Below are 24,888 nucleotides of genomic sequence, written 5' to 3' on the forward strand. Positions count from 1 at the left end.
TTTTTAAAGAATAATGTACAGGCAAAATTGATTCAGTCAAATGACGGTTTCAGCTTATACAACCTTAACGAAGTCAGATATTTTTTAAATCAGTTGAATTTGACTGATGATATTTATACAATCAGTGATGAAATTTGGTTAAACGCGAAACGTGAAGTAGTAAATAAATACCGCCACAGCACCAAATTGGAAATTTTAGGAAACATCATCAGAGATTTTGAAGCGACCAATCCGAAAAAGAAATACAAATCAGACTTAGAGGTTTTCATTCGCGAATCCAAATTGGAAGATTTCTTCACCGAAGATGGAGAAACGATTTTTGTCTCAACCATCCACAAAGCAAAAGGAAAAGAATTCGATAATGTTTTTCTAATGCTTGAAAACTTCAATCCTGCGACAGACGAAACCAAACGACTTTTGTACGTAGCCATGACAAGGGCAAAAACAAACTTGACAATTCATCTTAACTCAAACATTTTTGACAACGTTACAGCAGACCATTTAGAACGAATTGAAGACAAAGAATTTTATTTGCCACCGACCGAGTTAACCATGCACTTATCATTAAAAGATGTCTGGTTGGACTATTTCATAAGCAGACAATACTTGATAAACCAACTTATAAGCGGAGACACGTTGACGATACACGGAGATGAATGTTTGGACAGCAAAGGAAGATCCGTTTTGAAATTCTCCAAGCAGTTCGTTGAAAAAATGGAGAATATGAAAGCGAAAAACTATGAATTGAAAAGTGCAAAGGTGAATTTCATCGTTTATTGGAAAAAAGAAGACACGGAACAGGAAGTGAAAATTATCCTTCCTGAGCTTTATTTTGAAAGGGATAGTAACAGATAGGATAATGCTTAATCCTCGGAGAAAGGATTTCCAACCATAAAAATCGTAGCCGATATAATCGTATTTTTTGTATCTTTGAAAAAAGTAAAATCATGGGCTTAGCATTAAAAAAGACAACTATTGACAAATATTTTGGCTTTCTGACAAGACTTGATAATGTTACTAAAAGGCGTTTAATCGTAAAACTAACCGAATCAATAGAAGTTAAAGAGAAAAAACATTTTGATTTGAAAAGTCTCTACGGAGCTTGGGAAGATTCAAGAAGTTCGGACGAAATAATAGATGACATTAGAAACTCATAAACCTACCTCCCCAATATCGCGTGTACGTCAAGTTTAGCATTCTTGTGTCATGTCGACGATTAGGAATAGCGAAGCAACGACAAACTCTTTGTAGAAAAAAATAAAAACCTGCAAAATCATAAATTTTTAGATTTTTTTTTATAAAAGTTGTATCTTGCGCCTTGTTTAAAAAACAGGGCAATTAAGTAACTAAAAAACAAATAAATACAATACGAGAATATGGGTATAATGGGTAATTTGCGTAACCGGGCGGGTCTAGTGATCTTTGTCATTGGTTTAGCAATCGTTGCATTTTTATTGGGTGACATCATCCAATCGGGCACACCGTTTTGGGCAAAGAAGCAAAATGAGGTCGGAAGCGTAAACGGAGAGGCTATAGATTACATCGCATTCAATCAGCAGGTAGACCAAATGTCAATGATGTACCAGCAGCAAATGGGCGGCATGGAAACGCCGCAAATCAGAAGCTTTGCGATGCAACAAGTATGGAATCAATTTATTTCGCAAAACCTTATCAATGGGGAAATCAAAAAAATCGGCTTGACCGTAGGCAAAAACGAATTCAATGAGTTGATTACCGGTCCAAACCCGTCTCCTCAGATCCTTCAGAACTTCACCAATCCACAGACGGGACAGTTTGACCGCAATTTTCTGAACCAGGTCATCAACGAAGCCAAAGGAGGAAAAAGCGAAATCGGTGGTCAATGGGAAGCCCTATTGGAAAATATACGTTCACAACGATTGACCGAAAAGTACTCAAACCTCTTGAAAAACTCGGTCTATGTGACTGCTTTGGAAGTACAGGATGAGTACACTGCCAAAAACAAATTGGCCAACTTCAAATACCTGTTGCTAGACTATTCGTCTGTAAAAGATTCAGAAATCAAATTGACGGATGCAGATTACAAAGCGTATTACGATAAGCACAAAAATTCGTTTAAAAACACCGAAGAAACACGTTCGGTAGACTACGTTTTATTCGATGCAAGTCCTTCGGCGCAAGATACCGCTTCTACATTGGCGACTATACAGCAATTAAAAACAGAATTGACCAATTCAACCAACGATTCTTTGTTTGCTACTGTCAATTCAGACACCAAATACCCTGTGGCCTATATCCGCAAAGGACAGGTCAGTCCGGCTTTGGATTCTGTATTGTTCAATGTACCCACAGGTACTACGGTAGGACCATTCCTTTCCAACGGTGCTTATGAAATTGCTAAGGTCATTTCCTCTAAATTCAGTCCTGATTCAGTCAAAGCTAGCCATATTCTATTGAATATTGCCGCTGAAGGTGGAGCGGACAAAGCAAAAGCAAAAGCAGATTCAATTCGAGGGTTGATCCTAAAAGGTGAAAACTTTGCTTCGCTAGCAGTAGAGTTCAGCCAAGACCAAGGCAGCAAGGCAAGTGGTGGCGACTTGGGCACTTTCCCTCGTGGACAAATGGTTGCTCCATTTGAAGAAGCAGCCTTTGGTGGCAAACCGGGTGACGTTGTCGTCGTCAACTCTCAGTTTGGTGTACACATTATCCGCATTGAGAAGCAGGTCGGCAATTCAAAGATTGTCAAGGCAGCTATCGTAGACAAAGTCATCGTGGCCGGAAAAGAAACTACAGATGCAGCCTATGCCAAAGCAAACGAATTCTTTACAGAAGCAACATCTTCAAATTTTGCTGAAGTCGCACAACAAAAAGGCCTAACGGTAAATAAAGCAACCCGCATCCAGGCCATGGACAATACCCTTAATGGACAAGATGCTCCCAGAGAGTTGTTCCGTTGGATATATGAGGCAAAAAAGAATGCGGTAACAGACAAGATCTTCGAAACAGACCATCACTTCATTGTAGCTAAGCTATCGGATATCAACCCAAAAGGGATCCAACCATTGGAAAGCATTAAAAATGATATAGAGCTCGGTGTCAGAAATATGGTAAAAGCTCGTATGCTTAAAGAAAAACTAAACAATGCATTGAATGGAGCATCATCCATCGATCAAGCCGCTCAAAAAATCGGCAAATCAGCAGTATCGGTGGAAAATATCGTATTGGCCAACCCTGTCATCCCTGGTGTTGCTTTAGAAAGCACTGTAGTTGGTACCGTTTTCGGTTTACAACCTAACAAGCCTTCCAAGGCGATCGAAGGGGCACAAGGCGTGTACGCTGTTCAAGTCGACAACTTTGTCAATCCAAAAGAATTGGTAGACTCTGAACGCATAAATCAACAGAAACAAATATTGACATCCAAGGAGCAACGTGCTTGGGGAGCGATCTACAAAGCGCTACAAGACAATGCAGATATAGATGACAATCGCATTAGATTTTATTAAGATATTATCGCTAATTTTGAAGCCGGGTTTGAACGTTCAAATCCGGCTTTTTATTTCAATAGTATGGACATACAAGATAAGATCATCAATAAGGTAGCCCAGAGTGGTCTGATGACCATCGATCTGGCACATTATGCCCCTACTCAGGATATTGTGGAATACGATATCAAGGACAATCTTTTCCATGGATTGATCTTGAAAGAAAAAGATTTCCGTGAATTTGTCAAAAATCATGATTGGAGCCAGTATAGCGGAAAGACGGTGGCTATTACCTGTTCGACAGATGCTATCGTTCCGACCTGGGCCTATATGATATTGGCCAACAAAATGGCGCCCTATGCGCAGGGTGTAAGTTTTGGAACAAAAGAAGATATCTATCGGGATCTATTTCTCAAAACCCTGAATGAAATGGATTATACCCCATATACAGATCAACGAGTCGTCATCAAAGGCTGTGGTGATATTCCCGTGCCGGAAAGTGCTTTTGTCCTGTTCACAAGCAAACTGACACCGATCGTCAAGAGCATCATGTATGGCGAACCCTGTTCTACCGTCCCTGTGTACAAAAGAAAAAGTTAAACTATTGCCGTTGCTATCTGTCCTACTGATATGAAGAAATTTTACATTATCTTATTCGCATTATTGACAAATTGGGTATATAGTCCCGCACAGACCCTACCCTATCTCAAGGAGCCTACCTTCAAAGAGGGCGAAAAATTGACATACAAACTCAAATATGGCAGTATATCGGCCGCTACAGGTGTACTTTCTGTCAACAAATCAAAATTGCAGTTCAGCCAGCCGACATACCATCTCAATGCATACGGACAGACCTCGAGTTTTTTCTCCGTATTCTATACAGTTAAAAACAAATACGATTCCTATATTTCAGCCAGTACGTATTTGCCCTATCTCTACGTGGAGGATATCAAAGAAGGGAGCTATACACGTAAGGAATATGCTACTTTTGATAGTAAGAATAAAACCGTAAAAGGCAAAAAGGGAACATTCAACAGTCCCGTGACACAGACATTTGATCTACTATCGGCTTATTATTTTGCGCGCAACCTGGACTTTTCATCACTGAAATCCGGAGAAAGCTTCAAACTGACCTATTTCCTCAACGACGAAATCGCCCAATTGGGTGTACAGTACATCGGCGTGGAAAACATAAAAACAAATCTAGGCACGGTCGAATGTATCAAACTCAGTCCAGAAATCAAACCGGGTCGTATTTTCAAGAAAGACAGTAAATTATACCTTTGGGTAACCAACGACGGAAACCGTATCCCCGTTCGGGCACATGTAGAGATCCTGATCGGCTCTGTGACATTGGAACTGGAGAAGGCAGAAGGTCTAAAATACGAGCTGGGAAAAAAAGTAAGCTATTCAAAATAATATGATCGAGGTAGGGAATGTTTTGGTACACGAGGATGTAATCAATAACGATTTTGTCTGTAATCTCTCCAAATGTAAAGGGGCTTGCTGTATAGAAGGTGATGCCGGTGCCCCCCTGCTCCCAAGAGAGACCGATATACTGAAGGAAATCTATCCGAAGGTAAAACCTTACATGACCGAAAAAGGCATTAAAGCTATCGAAGAACAGGGTACACATGTCATCGATGCAGACGGTGATCTCACCACGACTTGTGTCGGCGGCAATAAAGAGTGTGCGTACGTGACTTGGGAAAATGGCATTACAAAATGTGCGATAGAAAAAGCCTATGAATTGGGTGAGATCGATTGGAAAAAACCCATCTCATGCCACCTCTACCCTATTCGGACTACACACTACCCCGGATTTGACGTTCTCCACTATGACAGATGGCATATTTGCAGCGATGCCTGCACCTTTGGCAAAGAGCTACAGGTTCCTGTATACAAATTCCTTAAAGATCCGCTCATCCGCGAATACGGAGCAGATTGGTATGCTGATTTGGAAAAAACAGTAGAAGCATTATAATCGATTTTTGTTATATTTAGCAAAATATTTACAGTGCCACAAAACAGGGATTGACACCATACATGCTTAGCTTAAAAGAGATACAAAAACCAATTGCGCAAGAGCTCAAAAACTTTGAAGCCAAATTCAAAAAGTCCATGCAAAGCTCTGTACCGCTCTTGGACATCATCACACAGTATTTGTATAAACAAAAAGGCAAACAAATGCGTCCTATGTTTGTCTTTTTCGCTGCCGGACTATGTGGCAAAATCAACGAATCAACCTATAGAGGGGCTTCTTTGATAGAACTCTTGCATACAGCCTCGCTTGTACATGATGATGTCGTCGATGATGCCAATGAACGCAGAGGCTTCTTTTCTATCAATGCCTTATGGAAAAATAAAGTAGCCGTATTGGTAGGAGATTATTTGCTTGCAAAAGGCTTATCTATATGTGTCGAGGGTAATGAGTTGGCATTGCTGAAAATTGTCTCTGATGCCGTAGGACAGATGAGTGAAGGAGAACTATTACAAATCGAAAAAGCCCGAAAATTAGATATCAAGGAAGAAGTGTATTTCGAAATCATTCGAAAAAAGACAGCCACATTGATTTCTTCGTGCTGTTCATCAGGAGCTACATCGGTCGGTGCCCCACCGGAGCAAATAGACAAAATGCGTCTCTTCGGTGAAAAAGTCGGTATAGCTTTCCAGATAAAAGACGATCTATTTGATTTTGGTACAGACGATGTCGGCAAACCCTTGGGCAACGACATCAAAGAAAAGAAAATGACCCTCCCACTGATACATGCATTGAAGCAATGTTCGGCTAAAGAAAAAAGATATTACATCAACATTGTCAAAAACCACAATGAAGATCATAAAAAGGTAAAAGAAGTTATAGATTTCGTAAAAGGAAGCGGAGGCTTGGACTATGCCACAGCCCGTATGCTCGATTACCAAAATGAAGCTTTTGCTATCTTGGATAGGTTTGAAGACAATATATATAAAGAAGGATTACAACAATTGGTCAAATTTACGACAGAAAGAAAAAAATAATATATGAGCCATGAATTGATGTTTTTTGGAGGATTTGTCATTTTTATCATCCTCATGCTTGCCATTGACCTCGGTCTATTCAGCAAGAGGGACAAACCTATTTCCTTGAAAGCTGCCGCCATCATGTCCGCTATTTGGGTATCATTTGCCCTGGCATTTGGCCTTGTACTCTATTATTGGGGATACGAACTGCACAATATCCACGATATAGCAAGTCTAAAAGAAATCATTGCCAAGCATCATCACAACATCCGAATCAATGAGCTTAATCTGGAAGAAAGCCTGCACATCTACAGTAAAAACCTTACTTTGGAGTATCTCACGGGTTATGTAGTCGAGTATGCACTCTCTGTCGACAATATCTTTGTCATGGTCCTTCTGTTTTCTTCCTTTGGCATTCCGGAAAGATACTACCATAAAGTGCTGGTATGGGGTATACTGGGAGCAATCATACTTCGTTGTATCTTTATTTTCCTGGGTGCGGCTCTGATCGCCAAATTCGGTTGGATACTATATGTTTTTGGTGCTTTTCTGGTGTACACCGGGGTGACCATGTATATCAACAGAAACCAGGAAGAAGAGGTAGATCCCCAGAACCATACTGTTGTGAAATTTGCGTCAAAGTATTTTAAGGTCACTTCCAAAATGGATGGTGGAAGATTCTTTCATATAGAGAACGGTGTAAGGTACATGACCCCCCTATTTTTGGTATTACTCGTGATTGAATTTACGGATTTGATTTTTGCCGTGGATTCAATCCCGGCAATTTTCTCAGTGACACAGGATCCCTATATTGTATTTTTCTCCAATATTTTTGCAGTACTGGGACTGCGGTCTATGTTCTTCCTGTTGGTCAATATTATTCATAAATTCCATTATCTCAAAGTAGGATTGGCCTTTTTACTGGTATTTATCGGAGCCAAGATGCTCCTTCATAGCTGGTTGAAAGACTGGGGCTTCACGACGACTCACTCGTTGATCATCATCCTGAGTATTCTAGCTATTAGCGTAGTAGCCTCCTTATTATTCCCGAAAAAGGAAGATTATAATAAAGGGTAGGGTTTGAATAATTACGAATGACGAATCTTTAAATTATGAAATTCATAATTCATAATTCATAATTCATAATTCATAATTCATAATTCATAATTCATAATTCATAATTCATAATTCATAATTATTATCCGCTTATTCTTTGTATGATTTCCATACAAGCCCGGGCATTGTGGTAAGGGCATTTCCATGGTCCGACCTTATCTTCGGGCATGATGAACCCTTTCTCATCAATTCCCCAGTACCATTCACCATGTACTTTATCCTTGATCTGTTGCTGGATAAAAGCCCAGTTTCTGAAAACAATCTCCAGATAATGCTCCTGCCCACTTAATTGATAAGCATGAAAGAACCCCACCATACTCTCAGCCTGTACCCACCAATGCCTTTCGGATACGACATGTCCAGATTCGTTATCACGTTCGTAAGATAGCGATCCGTCCGGCATCAGCCCCTGTATACATGCATCGGCCATATGCAGAGCAATACCACTGAACTTGTGTATAGCATGCTTGTCACTTATTTTTTCCGCAGCTTCCAATAGTAGCCAAGAAGCTTCTATATCGTGTCCATAAGAAGTAATGTCTCCCTTGATCTGCCAATATTGGTCAAAAAACAGGTTTAAGGACATCTTGCCTGTCCTTAGTATCTTATTCTCAAAGAGGGACAACAGATTTTGGATACGTCGCAACAGGCCATCATCCGGCCATACTGCATACAACGTAGCATATGCTTCAAGTACATGGAGATGAGTATTCATGGTCTTGGCCTCATTCGCATCTTTATCACTCAACCGAAAATCTTCCTGTAATTGCCATTGTCTGTCAAAAGCTTCAAAATAGCCATTATGAACTCGGTCAAAGGCATGCTGTTCGATCTGTTGATAAATGTCTATCGCCAGTTGCAAAGCTTCTTCATCGCAATGGCTCCTACTATACTCTGCCAGAGCATATATCGTAAAAGCCAAAGCATAAATCTGTTTTTTGGTATCTACAGGACATCCCAAATAATCTACTGTCCAATAAACACCTCCATGTTCGGTATCTACAAAGTGGTCTTTGACGTATTCATAAGCTCTGGTACCCATCGCACCATCTTGTTCCCGCCCATACATACGATACGCCGCAGAAAATGTCCACAATATACGGGCGTGAAGGACAGCTCCCTTATCTGCCGCAGTACGTTTTATCTGCTGATGATCAATCCGGCCAATGAAACCTCCGTACTGCAAGTCCAATGTTTCCCTACTCCAAAAGTCAAGGATTTCCCGCAACTCGCCATCAAGCTCTTCACGTAATACCAGCAATCTATCGTCCATGCCCTTCATTATGTTCGATAAGTGTCAGAATAGCATTGACAGACGCAGCCGACGTCAGTTTGTCTTCGGGGGTATTGACCACATAATCAACCAACTGATCCACCGTAGTCGTAGCTACATGCATACGTGTATCAGACGATCCGTAATAGATGTACACATTTCCGCCATCACGTATCCATCCATTACAAAACACTACATTGGACACATCACCTATACGTTCTTCATCCTGGGGAGCCATGAAATAACCGCCGGGTTTATAAATTACTTTCGTGATGTCCATAAGATCGGTTGCAAACATATACAGTACATATCGTAGACCTGCTGCTGTATGTCGGACACCATGCGCCAAATGTATCCATCCGATCGAAGTTTTGATTGGAGCCGGTCCTTGTCCATTTTTTGCTTCATATACGGTGTGGTACACTTTCGGAGAAATGATCACCTCTTCATGGACTACGGGGTTTTCCATACTTTCGGTATAGGCAACAGCGATTCCTCCCCCCTTTCCAGCTTCGATAAAAGAATCTTGAGGGCGCGTGTACAAAGCATACCTTCCTTTCACAAACTCAGGATGAAGCACCACGTTCCTTTGCTGCGCCGAATTGGATTGAAGATCAGGCAACCTCTCCCAATTTACGAGATCCTTTGTCCGTATAATGCCACATTGGGCAATGGCAGCAGACTGGTCTCCTTCGGGTGCATGGGGATCTCTACGTTCTGTACAAAACAGGCCGTATACCCAACCATCCTCATGCGCAACCAACCTCATATCGTAGACATTGGTATCCGGTATATTTCCCTGGGGCAATTGTATAGGTTTGTCCCAAAACCGGAATCGGTCGATGCCACTAGGGCTTTCAGCAATGGCAAAGAAAGACTTTCGGTCTACGCCCTCTACCCGGGCCACGACAACAAACGAATTGTTCCATTTTATGGCTCCGGCATTGAACACAGCATTCACCCCTATACGCTCCATGAGATAGGGATTGCTTTCCGGATTCAGATCATAGCGCCAATGAAGAGGAATATGCGCCGCTGTCAGAATAGGACATACATATCGGTCATATACCCCATTGCCCAAAGGTTGCTTTTCATTTCTTTGTCTTTGGATAAGACGGTCATACTCTGCTCTCAATGCTTCTAGACGGCTCTGGAAATAATTATTCATATCTTTTTACTTATCCTCTCAAAAATCTATTTTAACATCGTTCTTTTTGTCTGTAAATCGTCGTTTATCCTATGCATTTTGTGATCAGACAATTGGTAGAAAAGTATAATTCCGAAAGAGAAAAAAGCTCCTATAGCCGGGAATATACTCATCATCATCTTGAGACCGCTTTCTGCATAGTCACTCTGTATACTATTGGCTTCGAAACCATAGGCAGACAATATCCATCCCGTAAGGGCCCCACCCAGACTCCATCCCAGTTTTTGAGACATAGAAGATGAGGAGAAGATAAGGCCCGTGGCACGCCTGCCTGTTTTCCATTCGGAATAATCAGCAATGTCTGCATACATTGCCCATAGCAACGGAAAAATACTTCCCGCACAAATACTGATCATGCACTGCAAAACAAACATCAGCAAGAGTTGATCTCTGTCCAGGGTATAGAAAATCATACTGAACAATGCAGCCAACAACATAGCTGTAGCAAACGTATTTCGCTTCCCTATTTTATCCGAAATAGGTTTGGCCAGAAGTACTCCTATTATATTGGCGGCCTGGCCAATGACCAGATAGAGCGAACTATATTGTAGGGAAACATCCAACAAAGGCAGCTTGACCCTATCACTATAAGCTACGAAATATTTAAAGTAAAAAATGGCCGAACCATCCCGAATAGAATTAAAGATCAAGGTCGCCACACCTGCTCCCAATAGGATAAACCATTGTTTGTTATTCATCAGATCAGCAAAATCCGACTTCAATTTATTGTTCCTTTCTTGTGGGGGCTTTATTCTTTCCCGGGTCTTCAGAAAGGTCACAAAAAACATCAAACTGGCCAGCACGGCAAAACAAACAATCGTATAGAACCATCCCTGTTGCTCATTGACCACATTATCTGTACCTCTTCCAAACCAAGTAACCAAGGGCTCGGCAGTACCCAATACCAGAATACTTCCGGCAAAAGCAAAGACAAACCGGTAGGTAGATAAGGTCGTCCGTTCTCGGGTATCTGCACTCATCACCCCCATCAGCGACGCATAAGGTACATTGATCAGGGAATAGATCATCATCATCAATGTATAAGTAATATAGGCATACGTGATTTTTCCCTGATAGCTCAACTCGGGAGCTGAAAAAGTCAGTATCCCAATGATACCAAATGGTACGGCAAACCATAATATAAATGGCCGGAACTTTCCCCACCTTGTGTGGACCCGATCCGAAACGATCCCCACCAATGGGTCGAAGGCCGTATCCCATATACGGGTGACCAGAAACATCGTTCCGACTGCTGCTGCAGTGATCCCGACTACATCTGTATAGAAATAAAGCAAATATGCCGAGAAAAGTTTCCAAAACATAGAAGATGCAAAATCTCCAAAGCCATAAGCAACCTTTTCTCCAAATTGGATTTTCATGCTTTTCATCGGTAACTAGTTTGGTAAATCATAAATATTCATCGATCTCAGCGTACCTTGCAATGTCATTTTCGTCCCTTTGAACATTTTTGTGAAGTCCGTAGCTGAAACATGTCCGGGATAAGGCGCATAATAGTGCATTTTGTCTTTTAACATCCCTTGATTTCGCCAAACCAATACATAAGACAGGTCGTAAGATTGAATAGCATCGTACAAGACTTCAGTCCACCATGCTTTATGAGGGATAGTTTCAAAGCCTGTTTCTGCAAGTGCCATTAACTTCCCATGCCGGGTTGCACATTGTTGTAGTACAGTTAAGTTTGATTTTAAATGTGCTTTGAATTTTTGGCTAGACGTTTCGAGTGATGTACTACTCATCGTATTGACGTTCAAATGCTGATACGTATCAAAACTCATCATATCGACATATTTATCTCCCGGATAACGTTCCATAAATTCATCTTCATGCTTAAAATTATTCGTATTGTACACGTAGAGTAAATGGTGCAAACCTTTGGTATCCTTGAGATAATCGACAGTAAATCGCCATAGTGCAATATATTCCTCTTTGGAACAAAAAGGTTTGCACCACCAAAACCAATCGCCGTTCAGCTCGTGGAAAGGTCTGAACAAAACGGGTACAGGTGTACCGTCTTCAAAACGTAGACTCTCCAAAAAGGCAGCAACCCTATCTAACCAGGCAACAAACTGGCTATGCAGACGACCGGAAGGCAGAATATGTGCAACCGCAGCCGTAGTATCCCAAGAATTGCCGCCTGTCACGGGGTTATCCAAATGCCAACTGATGGTATTGATGCTTCCTGCCCGTGCCGAAGAAACAATAAATTGTCTCATCAAGTCGAAAGGCACAGCATCCAAATTGGTTTCGCGGCCATGTTCTATACGTCCGATATCCCACCCCATGACTGCCGGATAATCTCCTGCCACATCTTTGACATCACTTTTGCCCGGTTGATATCGCCAATGTACCCCGTATGCCAAATCATCCTGATGTCCAAATAATATCTTGTCGCCCTTCAATCGGTGAAGAAGGGTATAAAGGCTTCGGGCTTCCCGGGTTGCTTTTGTATCAATAGGACGAAGTTCATCCCGATTACATGCGAACAGTAACATAGGCATTCCTAACAAAAAAATACACGTACTAAATATGTGTCTATAAATTGGGTTCATTATTAATATTTAATTTTCAATATTACTGATTAATAGCCGATCAAGGATAATACTATTTTATCCAAACCAAAGATTATTTATTCTTTCACTCTTTTGTTTCTACTAAAAATAATTATCTTGCCTCTATATTATAAACTTTTGAAACAACTCCTGTCTACAAAATAGGATTGTCCAATATTATCCCAAACTTATTATGCTTATGGAGGCCGAAAGTATTATGAAAGAAATAACGCCCCTTACCCAAAACGATTGTTTTACTTTTTTTTCGAGAACCAAGAAAGAATTCAACTTTCCCTTGCACTATCACGAAGAGTATGAGCTGAACCTGATTGTCAATGCCAAAGGAGCCAGAAGAGTAGTGGGCGACCACATGGACAGCATCAGCGATATGGAATTGGTGCTAGTAGGCCCCAATCTTCCCCACGCTTGGTTTACGCATGAGTGCAAATCCGATATGATCAAAGAAGTGACCGTACAGTGGCACAAGGATCTGTTTGACGACAGATTCTTAAGTCGCAATCAGTTACATGCGATCAAAAAACTTTTGCAGAAAAGTATAAACGGATTGAGCTTTTCCGAAGAAACCATCAAAAGCATCGCTCCCAAACTGCTCAACATTGACCAAAATACAGGCTTCGATTCGGTCATCACTTTTATGCTGATCCTGAGAGAGCTTTCTACGGCAAACAATACGACTACTCTTTCATCACGGGCGTACCACGAAACCATATCCAACTCTTACAACAGTCGAAGGATCGATAAAGCTTTTGACTTTATGAACAAAAATTACCACTCACCTATCCAACTCAAGGAAATGGCCAAACTGGTAAATATGACCGAAGTTTCTTTTTCACGCTTCATAAAGAAAAGAACGGGAAATACATTTATCGATAGTCTGAACAACATCCGACTGGGTCATGCCTGTCGTATGCTGATCGAAACAACCCATACCATAGCCGAAATATCGTATAAAACCGGATTCAACAACATTTCCAATTTCAACAAAGTATTTAAGAAAAAGAAAGGGTGCACCCCCAGTGAGTTTCGGCTAAACTACCAAGGTACAAGAATTTTTATTTGATAAACAATGTGTGACAAATCATCTTCGTGATCTGTCACACATTACATTTCGTTTACAAGAATCCTATATCATCAAAATAGATAACTGCATTCTGTAAAACCTGTTTATTCTCTCCATTAAACTCCTGGAAAAGCAAGGAAGTAATATTGGTCAAATTCCCGAAAGCGCTCAAAGGAATCTGGTATTCGACCCATTCATTGACGGCCCCTATGGTAATAGTATAGGAACCTGTTGTCGATGAATTATTTAAGTAGACACGCACCTTTTTACCTAAATTTGCCTGTTCGGCATACATAGAAAATTTGACGGCAGTGTAATCCGAAAAAAGCAGATCAGTGCCGGCATATGCCAACCGAACAGCTCCCCACCCACCGTATAAAGCACTGTAGGCATGTGTACCCCGCTTGACCACAGCCGTATTCAAGACCGTGAAAACCCCGGTATAAGAAGTACTTGACCAATTCGGGCGAAGCCCATCGGTATACACCAAATGTTTGAAGCCGAATGTATTGGGTGAAGAGGCTGTACCACTGGGCGTAGTGACATGGACTACACCAAAAGCAGATGGAGGTATTTTCACTTTAACCTCCGTTTGGGTATTGGATACGATTTCGGCCTCTTCATCATTGAACATGACCTGACTTACACCATTGAAATGTAAACCGATAATGGTAATTACTTCTCCCGGATCACCTATAGAGGGTGTGATCTGATGGATGATAGGCTCCGGTTGTAAGATCCGAAAGGCATATACGGCCTCCCCAAACGCTGTAGTTACCGTAATCGGATTGTTCTCGGGATCGGGCAATGTCTCCGGAATCTGTACTGTGATGCTATGGTCCTCCGCATAAAAATCTACCGGTGATACCGCTACACCATTGAAAGATATGGCTTTTGTTGTTTTTAGATATTCTCCATGAATAATGATCCAACTGCCATATACCGTAGACGACAAGGCATCATCTCGCTCATCCAAATTCGTCACTCTTGATATCTTCGGTTGTCCTTCGACTACGGTTTCTTCTTTTTTATCACACGACAGAAACTGCATAGCCATACAGACTGTCAAAAGGATAATGATTGTATGTTGTATTCTTTTCATACCTAAAAATTATTACCAACCAAAATTGTTGTCTTTTATCGCTTTATTTGAATTTATTTCACTCACCGGAATAGGGAGCAAAAGATTCCGCTGTACTCTTATTTTAGAGATATTGTTTTGCCCCATGCCGATACTATTCATGACCTCCAAATAGATACCCCAACGAATGAGATCATATCGCCTGATGCCTTCTAATACAAACTCACGTGCCCGTTCTGCAAGGACAAAACTCCTGAACTGCTCTTTGTTCATACCTGCCGGAGCATCTTGTGTAGTCGCGCGGTTATATACCTCGTTGAGGTATTCGTATGCTCTGGCCGTAGGTGCACTGCTGGCTTCATTTGCCGCTTCTGCATAAATCAGCAGAACCTCTGCATACCGCAGCAATGGAAAATAGGCATCACTATTCGATACCAAAGGTTCGGCGACATCGGCATATTTGATCACATAGGCTCGATCATCCGTACCGCCGTTATTATTGTATGTCAAGCCATTCACTACTTTGTATTGGGCTGCTTCCCAAGATGGGTAAAAATACCGTGCTCCGGTATTGCTCACATAATTGTGCGCCACTACATCCAATATACGCTTATCATTCGGGGTATAATCCATGTAATGGTTATTGGTAAACCAGACTGCTCCTCGTCCAAAATAGGAAGTAGCCGAAAAATAGCTGTGAATCTGATTGACAAAGGTTGTTCCCGATAAAGATTGCAACATCCACATGTGCTCATCCTTATTCCGGTAGGCTGCACTCCACAAGTCTTTCAGATCCGGAACCAATTTATATTCTTCGCTTTCGATCACTTCCAACGCTTTGTCACGTGCTAGCTCAAAATAAGTTTGGCTATCTACCCCTTCTAGTCCAGCGACCACTTTCTTTACATAAGCCTGTTGGCTATTGGTAGTCCCCCCTCGCACAGTGATGTTTACCGGGGGCAGGCTTCCGGAAGCAATGGTCAAATAGGTTTTTGCTAAAAAAGATTTTGCCACTTCACGGTTTACCCTTCCACTTTCTCCCGATTTCTCGTGAGATTTGGGCAACAACAGCACTTCGGCCTGTTTGAAATCCTCAATAATAGCTTCATAGACTTCCATTACCTTAGCCTTCGGCACATTGGCTTCTGGATTGGCTGACAGGGATTGCAAACGCAAGGGTACCTCTCCATATAGCTGTACCAATTGAAAATAAGCCCAGCCCCTTAAAAAATAAGCTTCACCCAAAATTCTGTTTTTGATTTCCTCATCGATATTCTCCTGAATCAGTATGACGTTTTCGAGTACGGTATTCGCTCTTGATATCATGGTATAACATCCTACCCAGGGGCCATCTATTCCCCAATATCCTTGAGGATTGCCTGCACCAGAGGTACCTAGGTACCAGTCCGCACCCGATACATGGTCGTCGTCCAGCACAGTAAGGTTCCATATAGGCTGCAAATACATATTCCAACTGTACAATTCGCTATACACACCGTTGATAGCAGTTTTGGCATCCTCTTCATTCTGATAAAAGTTATTGGGTGAGAGAAAAGAGTGTGGTTTCTCTTCCAACACTTTTTTACAGCTATTCAAAAGCAGTAAGGTCGACGAAAGGATGACTGATACAAGTATAATAAATGATCTTTTCATGGCCTTAAAAATTAAAATTTGCATTGAAGAGTTAAATTATAGGTTCTGGCGTTCGGATAGCCTCCCAGATCTACCCCGAACAGGGCTGGATTATCTCCGTAACTGTTGATCTCTGGGTCATATCCGGAGTAATTGGTCCAGGTAAACAGATTATTTACGCCTAGCGAAATCTTGGCATTTGAAATGCCTTTGATAATACTGTTTGGCAGGGTATATCCCAATGTGACATTCTTTAACCGCACAAAACTACCATCCTCTACAAACCTCCTCGAAAACATAAGGGTACGCCAAAATTGTCTGCTCATTTTCGGGCCCGTAGCATGGGTATTGTCCCGATCATCAGACCAAGCACCATCAAACATGGCCTGTGTAATGTTCTTTTGCGTACCTAGATTGGCAATAAACCGTGTGTTCATATTGATAATGTCATTGCCTTGTACCGCATGAAGGAAAATGGACAGATCAAAATCCTTATATTGGATCTGATTCGTAATCCCAAAGCTATACTTGGGATTGACATCTCCGATGATCATACGATCCGATGTCGATATGGATGTCGGATCGTCATCCAAGTTTTTATATTTTATCTCTCCGACCATCCGGTTGATGATAGACTGATCTTGATTGTAGTATAACATAGAGTTTCTTACTTCCGCTTCATTGTCATAATAACCATCTTCCACATAACCATATATGGCTCCTATAGGTGCTCCCACCGTTTGGATAAAGGGAGCGTCGTTTGTTGAAATATTAGCAGCAAACTGCTCGGTCAGCCCATTCCCCAATGACAAAATTTTATTTCTATTAAGAGAAAAATTAAAACCAGTATTCCATTTCCAATCCTTGTTGGCAACCACCTGCCCATCGAGACGTACCTCTATACCTTTGTTTTCGACAGAACCCGAATTGACCAACTGACGTGTAAAACCAGTAGAAGCCGGAGTGGTGATAAACTGCAACAGATCATTCGTGCGTTTTAAATAGAAATCCGTCGTTACATTTAACCTACTGTTGAAAAGTGACACATCTAGCCCGACATTGTAGGCGTCCGTCGTTTCCCATTTGATATTGGGATTTGCCGGACCTGCATAAAAATCATCTGCCAAACCACTTTGAAGACTTCCATCGAATGGATAGTTGTACACCGCCAATTTGGAAAGCGAGGAATAAGCACCAATCCCTTGGTTACCCGTCTTACCATAACTCAATCTAAGCCCCAGATTGTTGATTTTCTCTACATTCTTTAAGAAATCTTCCTGATTGATCTTCCAGGATATTGCCGCAGAAGGGAAACCCGCCCATTTATTATTGGCACCAAACTTACTGGAACCATCTTGACGATAAGAAACTGTAAGGAGGTATCTTTCCATGAACGAATAGTTTAACCGGGCGATGAAGGATACTAAATTCGAGGTCGTACGTGCTCCCCGTATAGGCATGATCTGTTCGGCAGCCTGCATATTGTCATTCTGTAACAAATCATTTGGAAAGGTCTTTGCTTCAGACCGTTTCCATTCTGATTGGGTTCGTTCATATGTCCCTGCGCCTGTTAAGTTAAACAGGTGCTGCTCCACTCTCTTCTCATAGGTCAATATACTCTCAGATATAACAGAATTGAAACTGTTATCCGCTTTCAACCCCCAACCTTTCGAGCCGAAACCCTCGTACACCGTACGTGGATAGTACTGGTCCCGGTTACTGATATAATAGTTAAACCCAAGATTGTTGCGAAATTTCAATCCATCCAAAATACTGATTTCCACATAATTGGAATTGAATACGCTCAACGTACTGATCTTGTTCAGTACATCGTTTGTATAAATGACCGGATTGGTAATAAAATACGAATCACCTACACTGGTAAACTCTTCTATGGTAGTAATGGTAGGTGGAAAAGAGAGTGCCGATCGGATCACTCCTGCACTGGCGGCATCAGACTTATCTGTCCCAGTCTTGACACCATTGTTCACACTTCGTGATACGGAAGCACTTGTACCAATTTTTAAGTACTTTTTTACGTTTCTGTTCAGGTTCAGACTCAATCCATACTTTTCATAGTTCGAATTGCTAATGACACCTTCCTGCTGCAAATAGTTAAAGCCTAACCGGTGATTGCCCGCATTCGTAGCTCCCGCGATGCTAAGAGCATGTTTGTGGTAGCGCCCTTGTCTGAATAGCTGTTTTTGCCAATTGTTATTTTCATTTGCAAATACACTAAGATCGGGATATCTGATGCTGTATGACGTTCCTTCATACTTATTTGCGTTTAATAAGGAAATATTTTGATATTCAGCATACTCAGCAGCAGTCAACACATCCAGCACTTTCGTAATATTGGATACTCCAAAATTGGCAGAAGCTTCGATATTATCCATGCCCAATTGCCCTTTTCGGGTCGTAATCAACACTACTCCATTCGCACCACGAGACCCGTAGATAGCTGTAGCAGAAGCATCTTTCAGAATATCGATAGACTCGATATCGTTGGGATCGAGAAAAGCCAATGCACTAACGGACTGGTGTTCGTCTTCTCCCAAAGATACGGGCGTAGCATCGCTGTTATTGGCATTGTAGGGAATACCATCGATCACGTAAAGAGGTTCAGTACCACCCAAAAATGAATTGGATCCCCGAATACGTATGCTAATTCCAGCTCCGGGTGCACCATCATTTTGCGTGACGGCTACGCCCGCCAGTTTTCCCTGCATGGCTTGTAAGATATTTGCTGAATTTTCCCTCACCAAATCCTCATGACTGATCCGATCTATTGCTCCTGTCAAATCGGCTCGTCTTGCCGTACCGTATCCTACTACGATGATATCCTCCAGTTGTCGGTTGTGTAAAGGTAATATAACATCATAAGCATTTTGCCCCGACAACAGGACATGTTGTGTTTCATATCCCAAGAAGGAAACACTCAGTGATCGGGCAGCTTCGGGTAGTGTTATCGAAAATCCACCGTCTGCACGAGATTGTTCTGTCAATAAAGATTCGCCATCCGAAGATAATACGGTTATCGTAGCTCCTTGAAGGGGTTTGGCATACTCATCCTTGATCGACCCTTTGATACTTTTTTGCTGTCCATAGACTAATACCTGACAAAAAAGCAAGATCACAAAAATTTTTACGGTTAATAGTTTTTGCATCGCGTTCATAACTGATTAAAACAAAGGTAGGCACATTGTATTCGCCCCGGATAATACTATTTTATCCTAACCTTTAAAATTTTTATCAGTCTAAGAAGCAAAAATCCAATATACATCCCATACAGAAACCAGTTTTGGTTGGATACATACTTGACAGTACCACACAAATAAGGACTGCCTTCAGAATTTTTCATCTCTTTGGCCCACTATAATTTACGTTTTCTTAGCTTATTCCGTTATATTTGCCTGTCGTTTATATTAAGCAAAGCGGCTTTTATACACTATGGAACTTTTTGATGTTTATCCGATCAATCCTATCAGTATCGTGCGTGCACAAGGCTCTACGGTATGGGATGACAAGGGCAATGAGTACTTGGACCTCTACGGTGGCCATGCCGTGATATCCATTGGACACACACACCCACACTACGTGGCTACTGTTACAGACCAATTAAACAAGATTGGTTTTTATTCCAATTCTATTGAGATCCCTATTCAGCGACGATTGGCTAAACAACTTGGTGAGGTATCCGGTAAAACTGACTATACGCTCTTCCTATGCAACTCAGGTGCAGAAGCCAATGAGAACGCGTTAAAATTAGCTTCTTTCCATACGGGACGTAAAAAAGTGATTGCTTTCACCAAAGCCTTTCATGGACGTACATCCTTAGCAGTGGCCGCCACAGACAACCCAAACATAGTCGCTCCGGTCAATCAAACAGAAAATATTGTCTTTTTGCCGTTCAACGACGAGGAAGCCCTGTCTGCTGCATTCCAATCCTTTGGTGAGGAGGTGGCTGCTGTCATTATCGAAGGGGTACAAGGTGTAGGCGGTATTCGTGAGGCATCTGTTCCTTTCATTCGGTCGATCCGTTCACTATGCAATCAATATGGGGCTGTGTTTATTGCGGACTCGGTACAGTGTGGTTATGGTCGTACGGGCACATTCTATTCGCACGATTATGCAGGTGTGCAAGCAGATATTTATTCCATGGCTAAAGGTATGGGCAATGGTTTTCCGATTGGGGGCATTGCCATATCTCCCAAATTTAAAGCCTCATACGGATTGTTGGGAACTACATTTGGTGGCAACCATTTGGCCTGTGCTGCAGCAGTAGCCGTATTGGATGTCATTCAATCAGAGGATCTGTTGGCCAACGCTGTCAACGTGGGCGATTACCTGATCAGAGAGCTACAGAAATTTGACAAAGTGAAAGAGGTTCGTGGTCGTGGACTAATGATAGGAATCGATCTGCCGGAAGAACTGGGACATGTCAGAAAGGAACTTTTGGCGAAAAACAAGATTTTCACAGGAGAGGCTAAACCAAATGTCATACGCTTGTTGCCGGCACTGAATATCACAAAAGATATAGCGGATAGATTTTTGACGGCTTTTGATGAGCGGTTGAAAGCTTGATGCGTATTGCGTAGTAAGTATTGCGTATTGAGATATATACCCGCCGGACACAAAATAAGAAAAAACTGGTCACTGATAACTGACCACTGATAACTAACAACAAAAATGAACAAATTCTTTTCAGTAGCGGATGTAGATAGCTTAGATGCGATCGTCAAGGAAGCGCTTGCTTTGAAAGCCAATCCGCATGCGCACGAAGCCTTAGGAAAGTACAAGACATTGGGTTTGGTATTTCTAAACCCTAGTCTGCGGACACGCCTGAGTACCCAAAAGGCAGCGATGAACCTAGGTATGAACGTCATGGTCATGAATATGGACAAAGACGGATGGGCATTGGAGACCCGTGACGGTGTCGTCATGAATGGCACGACGGTAGAACATATCCGTGAAGCTGCTGCAGTCATGGGAGAGTACTGTGATATATTGGGTTTACGCTCCTTCCCTTCATTGAAAGACAAGGAAGCCGATTACAATGAAGATCTGTTCAACAAATTTATCAAATACTGTGGAGTACCGGTTGTTTCATTGGAAAGTGCTACCCGCCATCCACTGCAAAGCTTAACGGATCTCATCACTATTAGTGAACATAAAAAAAGCGAAAAACCCAAAGTCGTGCTGGCATGGGCTCCGCACGTAAAAGCACTCCCGCAAGCTGTACCCAACTCCTTTGCCGAATGGATGAGCAAAGCTCAGGAGCAAGGATTAGTAGACTTTACCATAGCGCATCCGAAGGGTTACGAGTTGTCTGAAGAATTTACAACGGGTGCTACGATCAGCCATGACCTGTCGTCCGCGCTGACCGAAGCAGATTTTGTCTATGTCAAGAACTGGTCCTCTTACAAGGAATATGGCCAAGTCTACCCTGTCTCCGAAAACTGGATGATGAACAATGAAAAGCTGGCCTTGACAAATAATGCCAAGGTGATGCACTGCCTACCCGTAAGACGTGATCTGGAATTATCGTCCGAAATATTGGACGGACCAAATTCTTTGGTTATCCAAGAAGCGAGCAACCGTGTGTGGGCGGCACAAGTGGTATTAAAAAGAATGCTAGAAGATTTAAAATAAAAAGTGATGGAGGTTATGAGAGTGATGTAGTTACGAGGGCGGAGAAGAATATCAAGGCTTACTTAACCTTCATAACTCACATAACTTTAAAAAATAAAAAACAATCAAACCAAAAAAAGATAAAGATGTCAAGTAGTACATTGAATATTATTAAGATAGGTGGCAACGTAATAGACGACAATATTCAATTAGAGGATTTTCTAGAGAAATTTGCAGCCATTCCAGGCAAGAAGATATTGGTACATGGCGGAGGCAAAATTGCTTCGCGTCTGGCCAGTAAAATGGGGATAGAAGCCAAAATGATCGATGGACGGCGTATTACAGATGAAGAAATGTTGGACGTGGTGACCATGGTCTATGCCGGACTGACCAACAAGAAAGTCGTAGCCACATTACAAAAATATGGTTGTGATGCTATTGGATTAAGTGGAGCTGATGGCAATGTCATTAAGGCTATCAAAAGACCTGTCCGTGAAATCGACTATGGGTTTGCTGGCGATATACTAGCCGATTCGGTCAATAGTGCTGCGATCAAGAAATTTTTGGATGCCGGATTTACACCCATCTTCTCTGCGATCACACACAACGGTAGTGGACAATTGTTGAATACCAATGCTGATACAATTGCATCAGCTTTGGCCACAGCGCTCTCCAAGTTGTACGAAACTTCCCTTATCTATTGCTTTGAAAAAAACGGGGTACTTTCCAACCTGGAAGACGAAAATTCGGTCATCGAGACCATTACAGCAGTACAATTTGAAACGTTGAAAAAACAGGGCGTGATCTATGAAGGGATGATTCCGAAACTGGATAATGCTTTCGATGCTATCAATAAAGGTGTAAAAAACGTATTTATTGGCAATGCCTCTAATCTACATCTGCTTCAGCAACAAAAATTCGGCACTTGTTTAGTCAAAAAATAATTCATTCATTAATAACTATACCATGAGCAAACTAACCATTATCGGATCCGGAAACATCGGACTTTCTTTGGCCAAGGGCTTGGTAAAATCAGGTCAATATCAAGCTGAGGACATTGTATTGACGCGACGGTCACTATCTTCTCTCGAAGTAGAGAAATCGTTGGGATTCGGTATCAGCGCAAACAATGTGGAAGCGATCACGGGTGCTGATGTCATCGTGTTGGCCGTATTGCCTCAGCAGATCCGCAAGGTGATGGAAGAAATCGCAGTCTCGGTTCATTCGCAACAAATCGTTATTTCGGTTGCTTCAGGGGTCACCTGTCGTGATATTAAAGATATTCTGGGCGAAGATACTATTGTAGTTCGCGCCATGCCCAATACAGCTATTGCCATAGGACAATCCATGACCTGTATTGCTACAGACAATGCTCAGCCAGAACATATTGCCCTAGTGGAAAAAATGTTCGAGACCGTAGGTTCAGTCGTTGTTATCAATGAAGATCTGATGACCTCGGCAACAGCTTTATGTGCCTGCGGTATCGCGTTCTTTTTACGTGCCATCCGGGCTGCCTCACAAGGTGGTGTAGAAATTGGCTTCCATGCTCATGATGCGTTGAAAATGGCTATACAAACAGCCAAAGGCGCAGCAGACCTCCTGTTGCAGACACAAAGCCATCCGGAAAGTGAAATTGATAAGGTGACTTCTCCAAAAGGCTGTACAATAGCCGGGCTGAATGAGATGGAACATAATGGTTTGAGTTCGGCCTTTATAAAAGGCATTAAACTGTCCGCGCAAAAGGCCGGGGGACTATACAATGAATAATATAGCCGCACACATCGATGATAGTATTGCGCTGTTAATCCAATTGATAGCGACGCCCTCTTTCAGCCGAGAAGAGGAACAAACGGCTACGATCATCGGTGATTACCTCTTAGCCCGTGGTGTAGAGGTACATCGTGTAGGCAACAATGTCATTGCCTACAACAAGCATTTTGACAAAGACAAACCTACCATACTCTTAAATTCCCATCACGATACGGTAAAACCGAACCCCGGCTATACTAAAAATCCTTTTGAAGCCATTATTGAAGACGAAAAATTATATGGATTAGGAAGCAACGATGCCGGAGGGTGTCTTGTGTCTCTGGCGGCAGCATTCTTATATTATTACGATCAAACGGGTTTGGCTTATAACCTTTGCTTATTGGCTTCTGCCGAAGAAGAAATTTCAGGCAAAAACGGTATCGAAGAAGCCTATAAACACCTTCCCAATTGTGCTTTTGCCATTGTAGGTGAACCCACACTTTTAGACCTGGCCGTTGCAGAAAAAGGACTAATGGTATTGGATTGTGTAACACAAGGACAATCTGGCCACGCAGCCCGTGAAGAAGGTGTCAATGCCATCTACAAAGCCATAGAAGATATCCGTTGGTTTCAAACGTATTCTTTTCCTCAACAATCTACCCATCTGGGGCCTGTGAAGATGTCCGTGACTATGATCAATGCAGGATCTCAGCATAATATCGTACCTGCATCTTGTTCCTATGTAGTCGACGTAAGAACAACAGATGCGTACACCAACCAAGAGGTTTTGGACATCATCCGTCAGCATGTCCAAAGTGCTGTCACACCAAGATCAACACGGTTGAATCCATCTTCTATAGATGTAAAACATCCCATTGTCCTGTCGGGACAAAAATTAGGCAAAAAGATATACGGCAGCCCCACCATGAGTGACCAGGCCCTTCTCCCCATTCCCTCTGTCAAAGTAGGCCCAGGCGATTCGGCTCGCTCGCATACTGCAGACGAATTTATTTATATACAGGAAATAAAAGATGGAGTACAGTTTTATATCGACCTGTTACAGAATATATTACTATAAGAAACGAAG

At 42.0% G+C, this 24,888-nt stretch carries 21 protein-coding genes; 14 read left to right on the plus strand and 7 right to left on the minus strand.

The annotated features are described in order from the left end of the window. The 8 genes from G5B00_RS06615 to G5B00_RS06650 form a co-directional block, all read left to right on the plus strand. A partial coding sequence (locus G5B00_RS06615; RefSeq protein WP_163872488.1) for a 3'-5' exonuclease occupies positions 1 to 855 on the plus strand: 855 nt, incomplete at its 5' end. Positions 856 to 947: 92 nt separating this feature from the next. Next, complete coding sequence (locus tag G5B00_RS06620) at positions 948 to 1,157, plus strand: hypothetical protein (RefSeq protein ID WP_205966334.1); 210 nt, start codon at positions 948 to 950, stop codon at positions 1,155 to 1,157. A gap of 228 nt (positions 1,158 to 1,385) precedes the next feature. Further along, positions 1,386 to 3,482 (plus strand): peptidylprolyl isomerase, encoded by a 2,097-nt coding sequence (locus tag G5B00_RS06625; RefSeq protein WP_240894412.1) that lies wholly within the window; start codon positions 1,386 to 1,388, stop codon positions 3,480 to 3,482. A gap of 63 nt (positions 3,483 to 3,545) precedes the next feature. Beyond that, positions 3,546 to 4,061, plus strand: coding sequence for a DUF2480 family protein (locus G5B00_RS06630; protein ID WP_163872490.1), 516 nt, complete (start codon positions 3,546 to 3,548; stop codon positions 4,059 to 4,061). 30 nt (positions 4,062 to 4,091) lie between these two features. After that, positions 4,092 to 4,880 carry a DUF3108 domain-containing protein gene (locus G5B00_RS06635; protein ID WP_163872491.1) on the plus strand — a complete coding sequence of 263 codons (789 nt, stop codon included), beginning with the start codon at positions 4,092 to 4,094 and terminating at the stop codon, positions 4,878 to 4,880. A gap of 1 nt (position 4,881) precedes the next feature. Further along, positions 4,882 to 5,445, plus strand: a complete 564-nt coding sequence (locus G5B00_RS06640; protein ID WP_163872492.1) for a DUF3109 family protein — start codon at positions 4,882 to 4,884, stop codon at positions 5,443 to 5,445. Positions 5,446 to 5,507: 62 nt separating this feature from the next. Next, positions 5,508 to 6,479, plus strand: coding sequence for a polyprenyl synthetase family protein (locus tag G5B00_RS06645; protein ID WP_163872493.1), 972 nt, complete (start codon positions 5,508 to 5,510; stop codon positions 6,477 to 6,479). A 3-nt stretch (positions 6,480 to 6,482) separates the two neighbouring features. After that, positions 6,483 to 7,538, plus strand: a complete 1,056-nt coding sequence (locus tag G5B00_RS06650; RefSeq protein WP_163872494.1) for a TerC family protein — start codon at positions 6,483 to 6,485, stop codon at positions 7,536 to 7,538. Between the two features lie 121 nt (positions 7,539 to 7,659). Here G5B00_RS06650 and G5B00_RS06655 read toward each other — a convergent pair whose 3' ends face one another. The 4 genes from G5B00_RS06655 to G5B00_RS06670 are packed head-to-tail and all read right to left on the minus strand — an operon-like array spanning position 7,660 to position 12,570. Continuing rightward, on the minus strand, positions 7,660 to 8,850 hold the full coding sequence (locus G5B00_RS06655) for an AGE family epimerase/isomerase (protein ID WP_163872495.1): 1,191 nt from the start codon (positions 8,848 to 8,850) through the stop codon (positions 7,660 to 7,662). Continuing rightward, positions 8,840 to 10,018, minus strand: coding sequence for a glycosidase (locus G5B00_RS06660; RefSeq protein ID WP_163872496.1), 1,179 nt, complete (start codon positions 10,016 to 10,018; stop codon positions 8,840 to 8,842). Before G5B00_RS06660 ends, G5B00_RS06655 begins: the two co-directional genes overlap by 11 nt. Before the next feature lie 26 nt (positions 10,019 to 10,044). Further along, positions 10,045 to 11,436 carry an MFS transporter gene (locus G5B00_RS06665; protein WP_205966335.1) on the minus strand — a complete coding sequence of 464 codons (1,392 nt, stop codon included), beginning with the start codon at positions 11,434 to 11,436 and terminating at the stop codon, positions 10,045 to 10,047. A 15-nt stretch (positions 11,437 to 11,451) separates the two neighbouring features. Continuing rightward, on the minus strand, positions 11,452 to 12,570 hold the full coding sequence (locus G5B00_RS06670) for a glycoside hydrolase family 26 protein (RefSeq protein ID WP_163872498.1): 1,119 nt from the start codon (positions 12,568 to 12,570) through the stop codon (positions 11,452 to 11,454). A 274-nt stretch (positions 12,571 to 12,844) separates the two neighbouring features. On the opposite strand from G5B00_RS06670, the gene G5B00_RS06675 reads away from it, so the two are divergent. Continuing rightward, positions 12,845 to 13,708, plus strand: a complete 864-nt coding sequence (locus tag G5B00_RS06675; protein WP_240894413.1) for a helix-turn-helix domain-containing protein — start codon at positions 12,845 to 12,847, stop codon at positions 13,706 to 13,708. 52 nt (positions 13,709 to 13,760) lie between these two features. Here the strand turns inward: G5B00_RS06675 and G5B00_RS06680 are convergent, their stop codons facing one another. Genes G5B00_RS06680 through G5B00_RS06690 form a run of 3 tightly spaced genes read right to left on the minus strand, consistent with a single transcriptional unit; the run spans position 13,761 to position 19,588 of the window. Continuing rightward, positions 13,761 to 14,810, minus strand: coding sequence for an IPT/TIG domain-containing protein (locus tag G5B00_RS06680; protein WP_163872500.1), 1,050 nt, complete (start codon positions 14,808 to 14,810; stop codon positions 13,761 to 13,763). Positions 14,811 to 14,822: 12 nt separating this feature from the next. Then, positions 14,823 to 16,442: a RagB/SusD family nutrient uptake outer membrane protein gene (locus G5B00_RS06685; protein ID WP_163872501.1), complete on the minus strand. Its 1,620-nt coding sequence runs from the start codon at positions 16,440 to 16,442 to the stop codon at positions 14,823 to 14,825. Positions 16,443 to 16,453: 11 nt separating this feature from the next. Beyond that, a complete protein-coding gene (locus G5B00_RS06690) occupies positions 16,454 to 19,588 on the minus strand; it encodes a SusC/RagA family TonB-linked outer membrane protein (protein ID WP_163872502.1) in 3,135 nt (1,044 codons plus the stop codon). A 283-nt stretch (positions 19,589 to 19,871) separates the two neighbouring features. On the opposite strand from G5B00_RS06690, the gene G5B00_RS06695 reads away from it, so the two are divergent. The 5 genes from G5B00_RS06695 (at position 19,872) to G5B00_RS06715 (ending at position 24,879) form a co-directional block, all read left to right on the plus strand. Next, complete coding sequence (locus G5B00_RS06695; RefSeq protein WP_163872503.1) at positions 19,872 to 21,005, plus strand: aspartate aminotransferase family protein; 1,134 nt, start codon at positions 19,872 to 19,874, stop codon at positions 21,003 to 21,005. Positions 21,006 to 21,110: 105 nt separating this feature from the next. Next, positions 21,111 to 22,073 (plus strand): acetylornithine carbamoyltransferase, encoded by a 963-nt coding sequence (locus G5B00_RS06700; protein ID WP_163872504.1) that lies wholly within the window; start codon positions 21,111 to 21,113, stop codon positions 22,071 to 22,073. Positions 22,074 to 22,198: 125 nt separating this feature from the next. Next, positions 22,199 to 22,996 carry an acetylglutamate kinase gene (argB, locus tag G5B00_RS06705; protein WP_163872505.1) on the plus strand — a complete coding sequence of 266 codons (798 nt, stop codon included), beginning with the start codon at positions 22,199 to 22,201 and terminating at the stop codon, positions 22,994 to 22,996. 22 nt (positions 22,997 to 23,018) lie between these two features. Beyond that, a complete protein-coding gene (proC, locus tag G5B00_RS06710; protein ID WP_163872506.1) occupies positions 23,019 to 23,819 on the plus strand; it encodes a pyrroline-5-carboxylate reductase in 801 nt (266 codons plus the stop codon). Then, the gene (locus G5B00_RS06715) at positions 23,812 to 24,879 is read left to right on the plus strand and encodes a M20 family metallo-hydrolase (RefSeq protein ID WP_163872507.1); all 1,068 of its coding nucleotides are present in this window, start codon (positions 23,812 to 23,814) and stop codon (positions 24,877 to 24,879) included. The genes proC and G5B00_RS06715 overlap by 8 nt, the downstream gene beginning before the upstream one ends. Positions 24,880 to 24,888: the final 9 nt, after the last annotated feature.

Source organism: Parapedobacter sp. SGR-10 (assembly GCF_011030405.1).
In the GTDB taxonomy this organism is placed as follows: domain Bacteria; phylum Bacteroidota; class Bacteroidia; order Sphingobacteriales; family Sphingobacteriaceae; genus Sphingobacterium.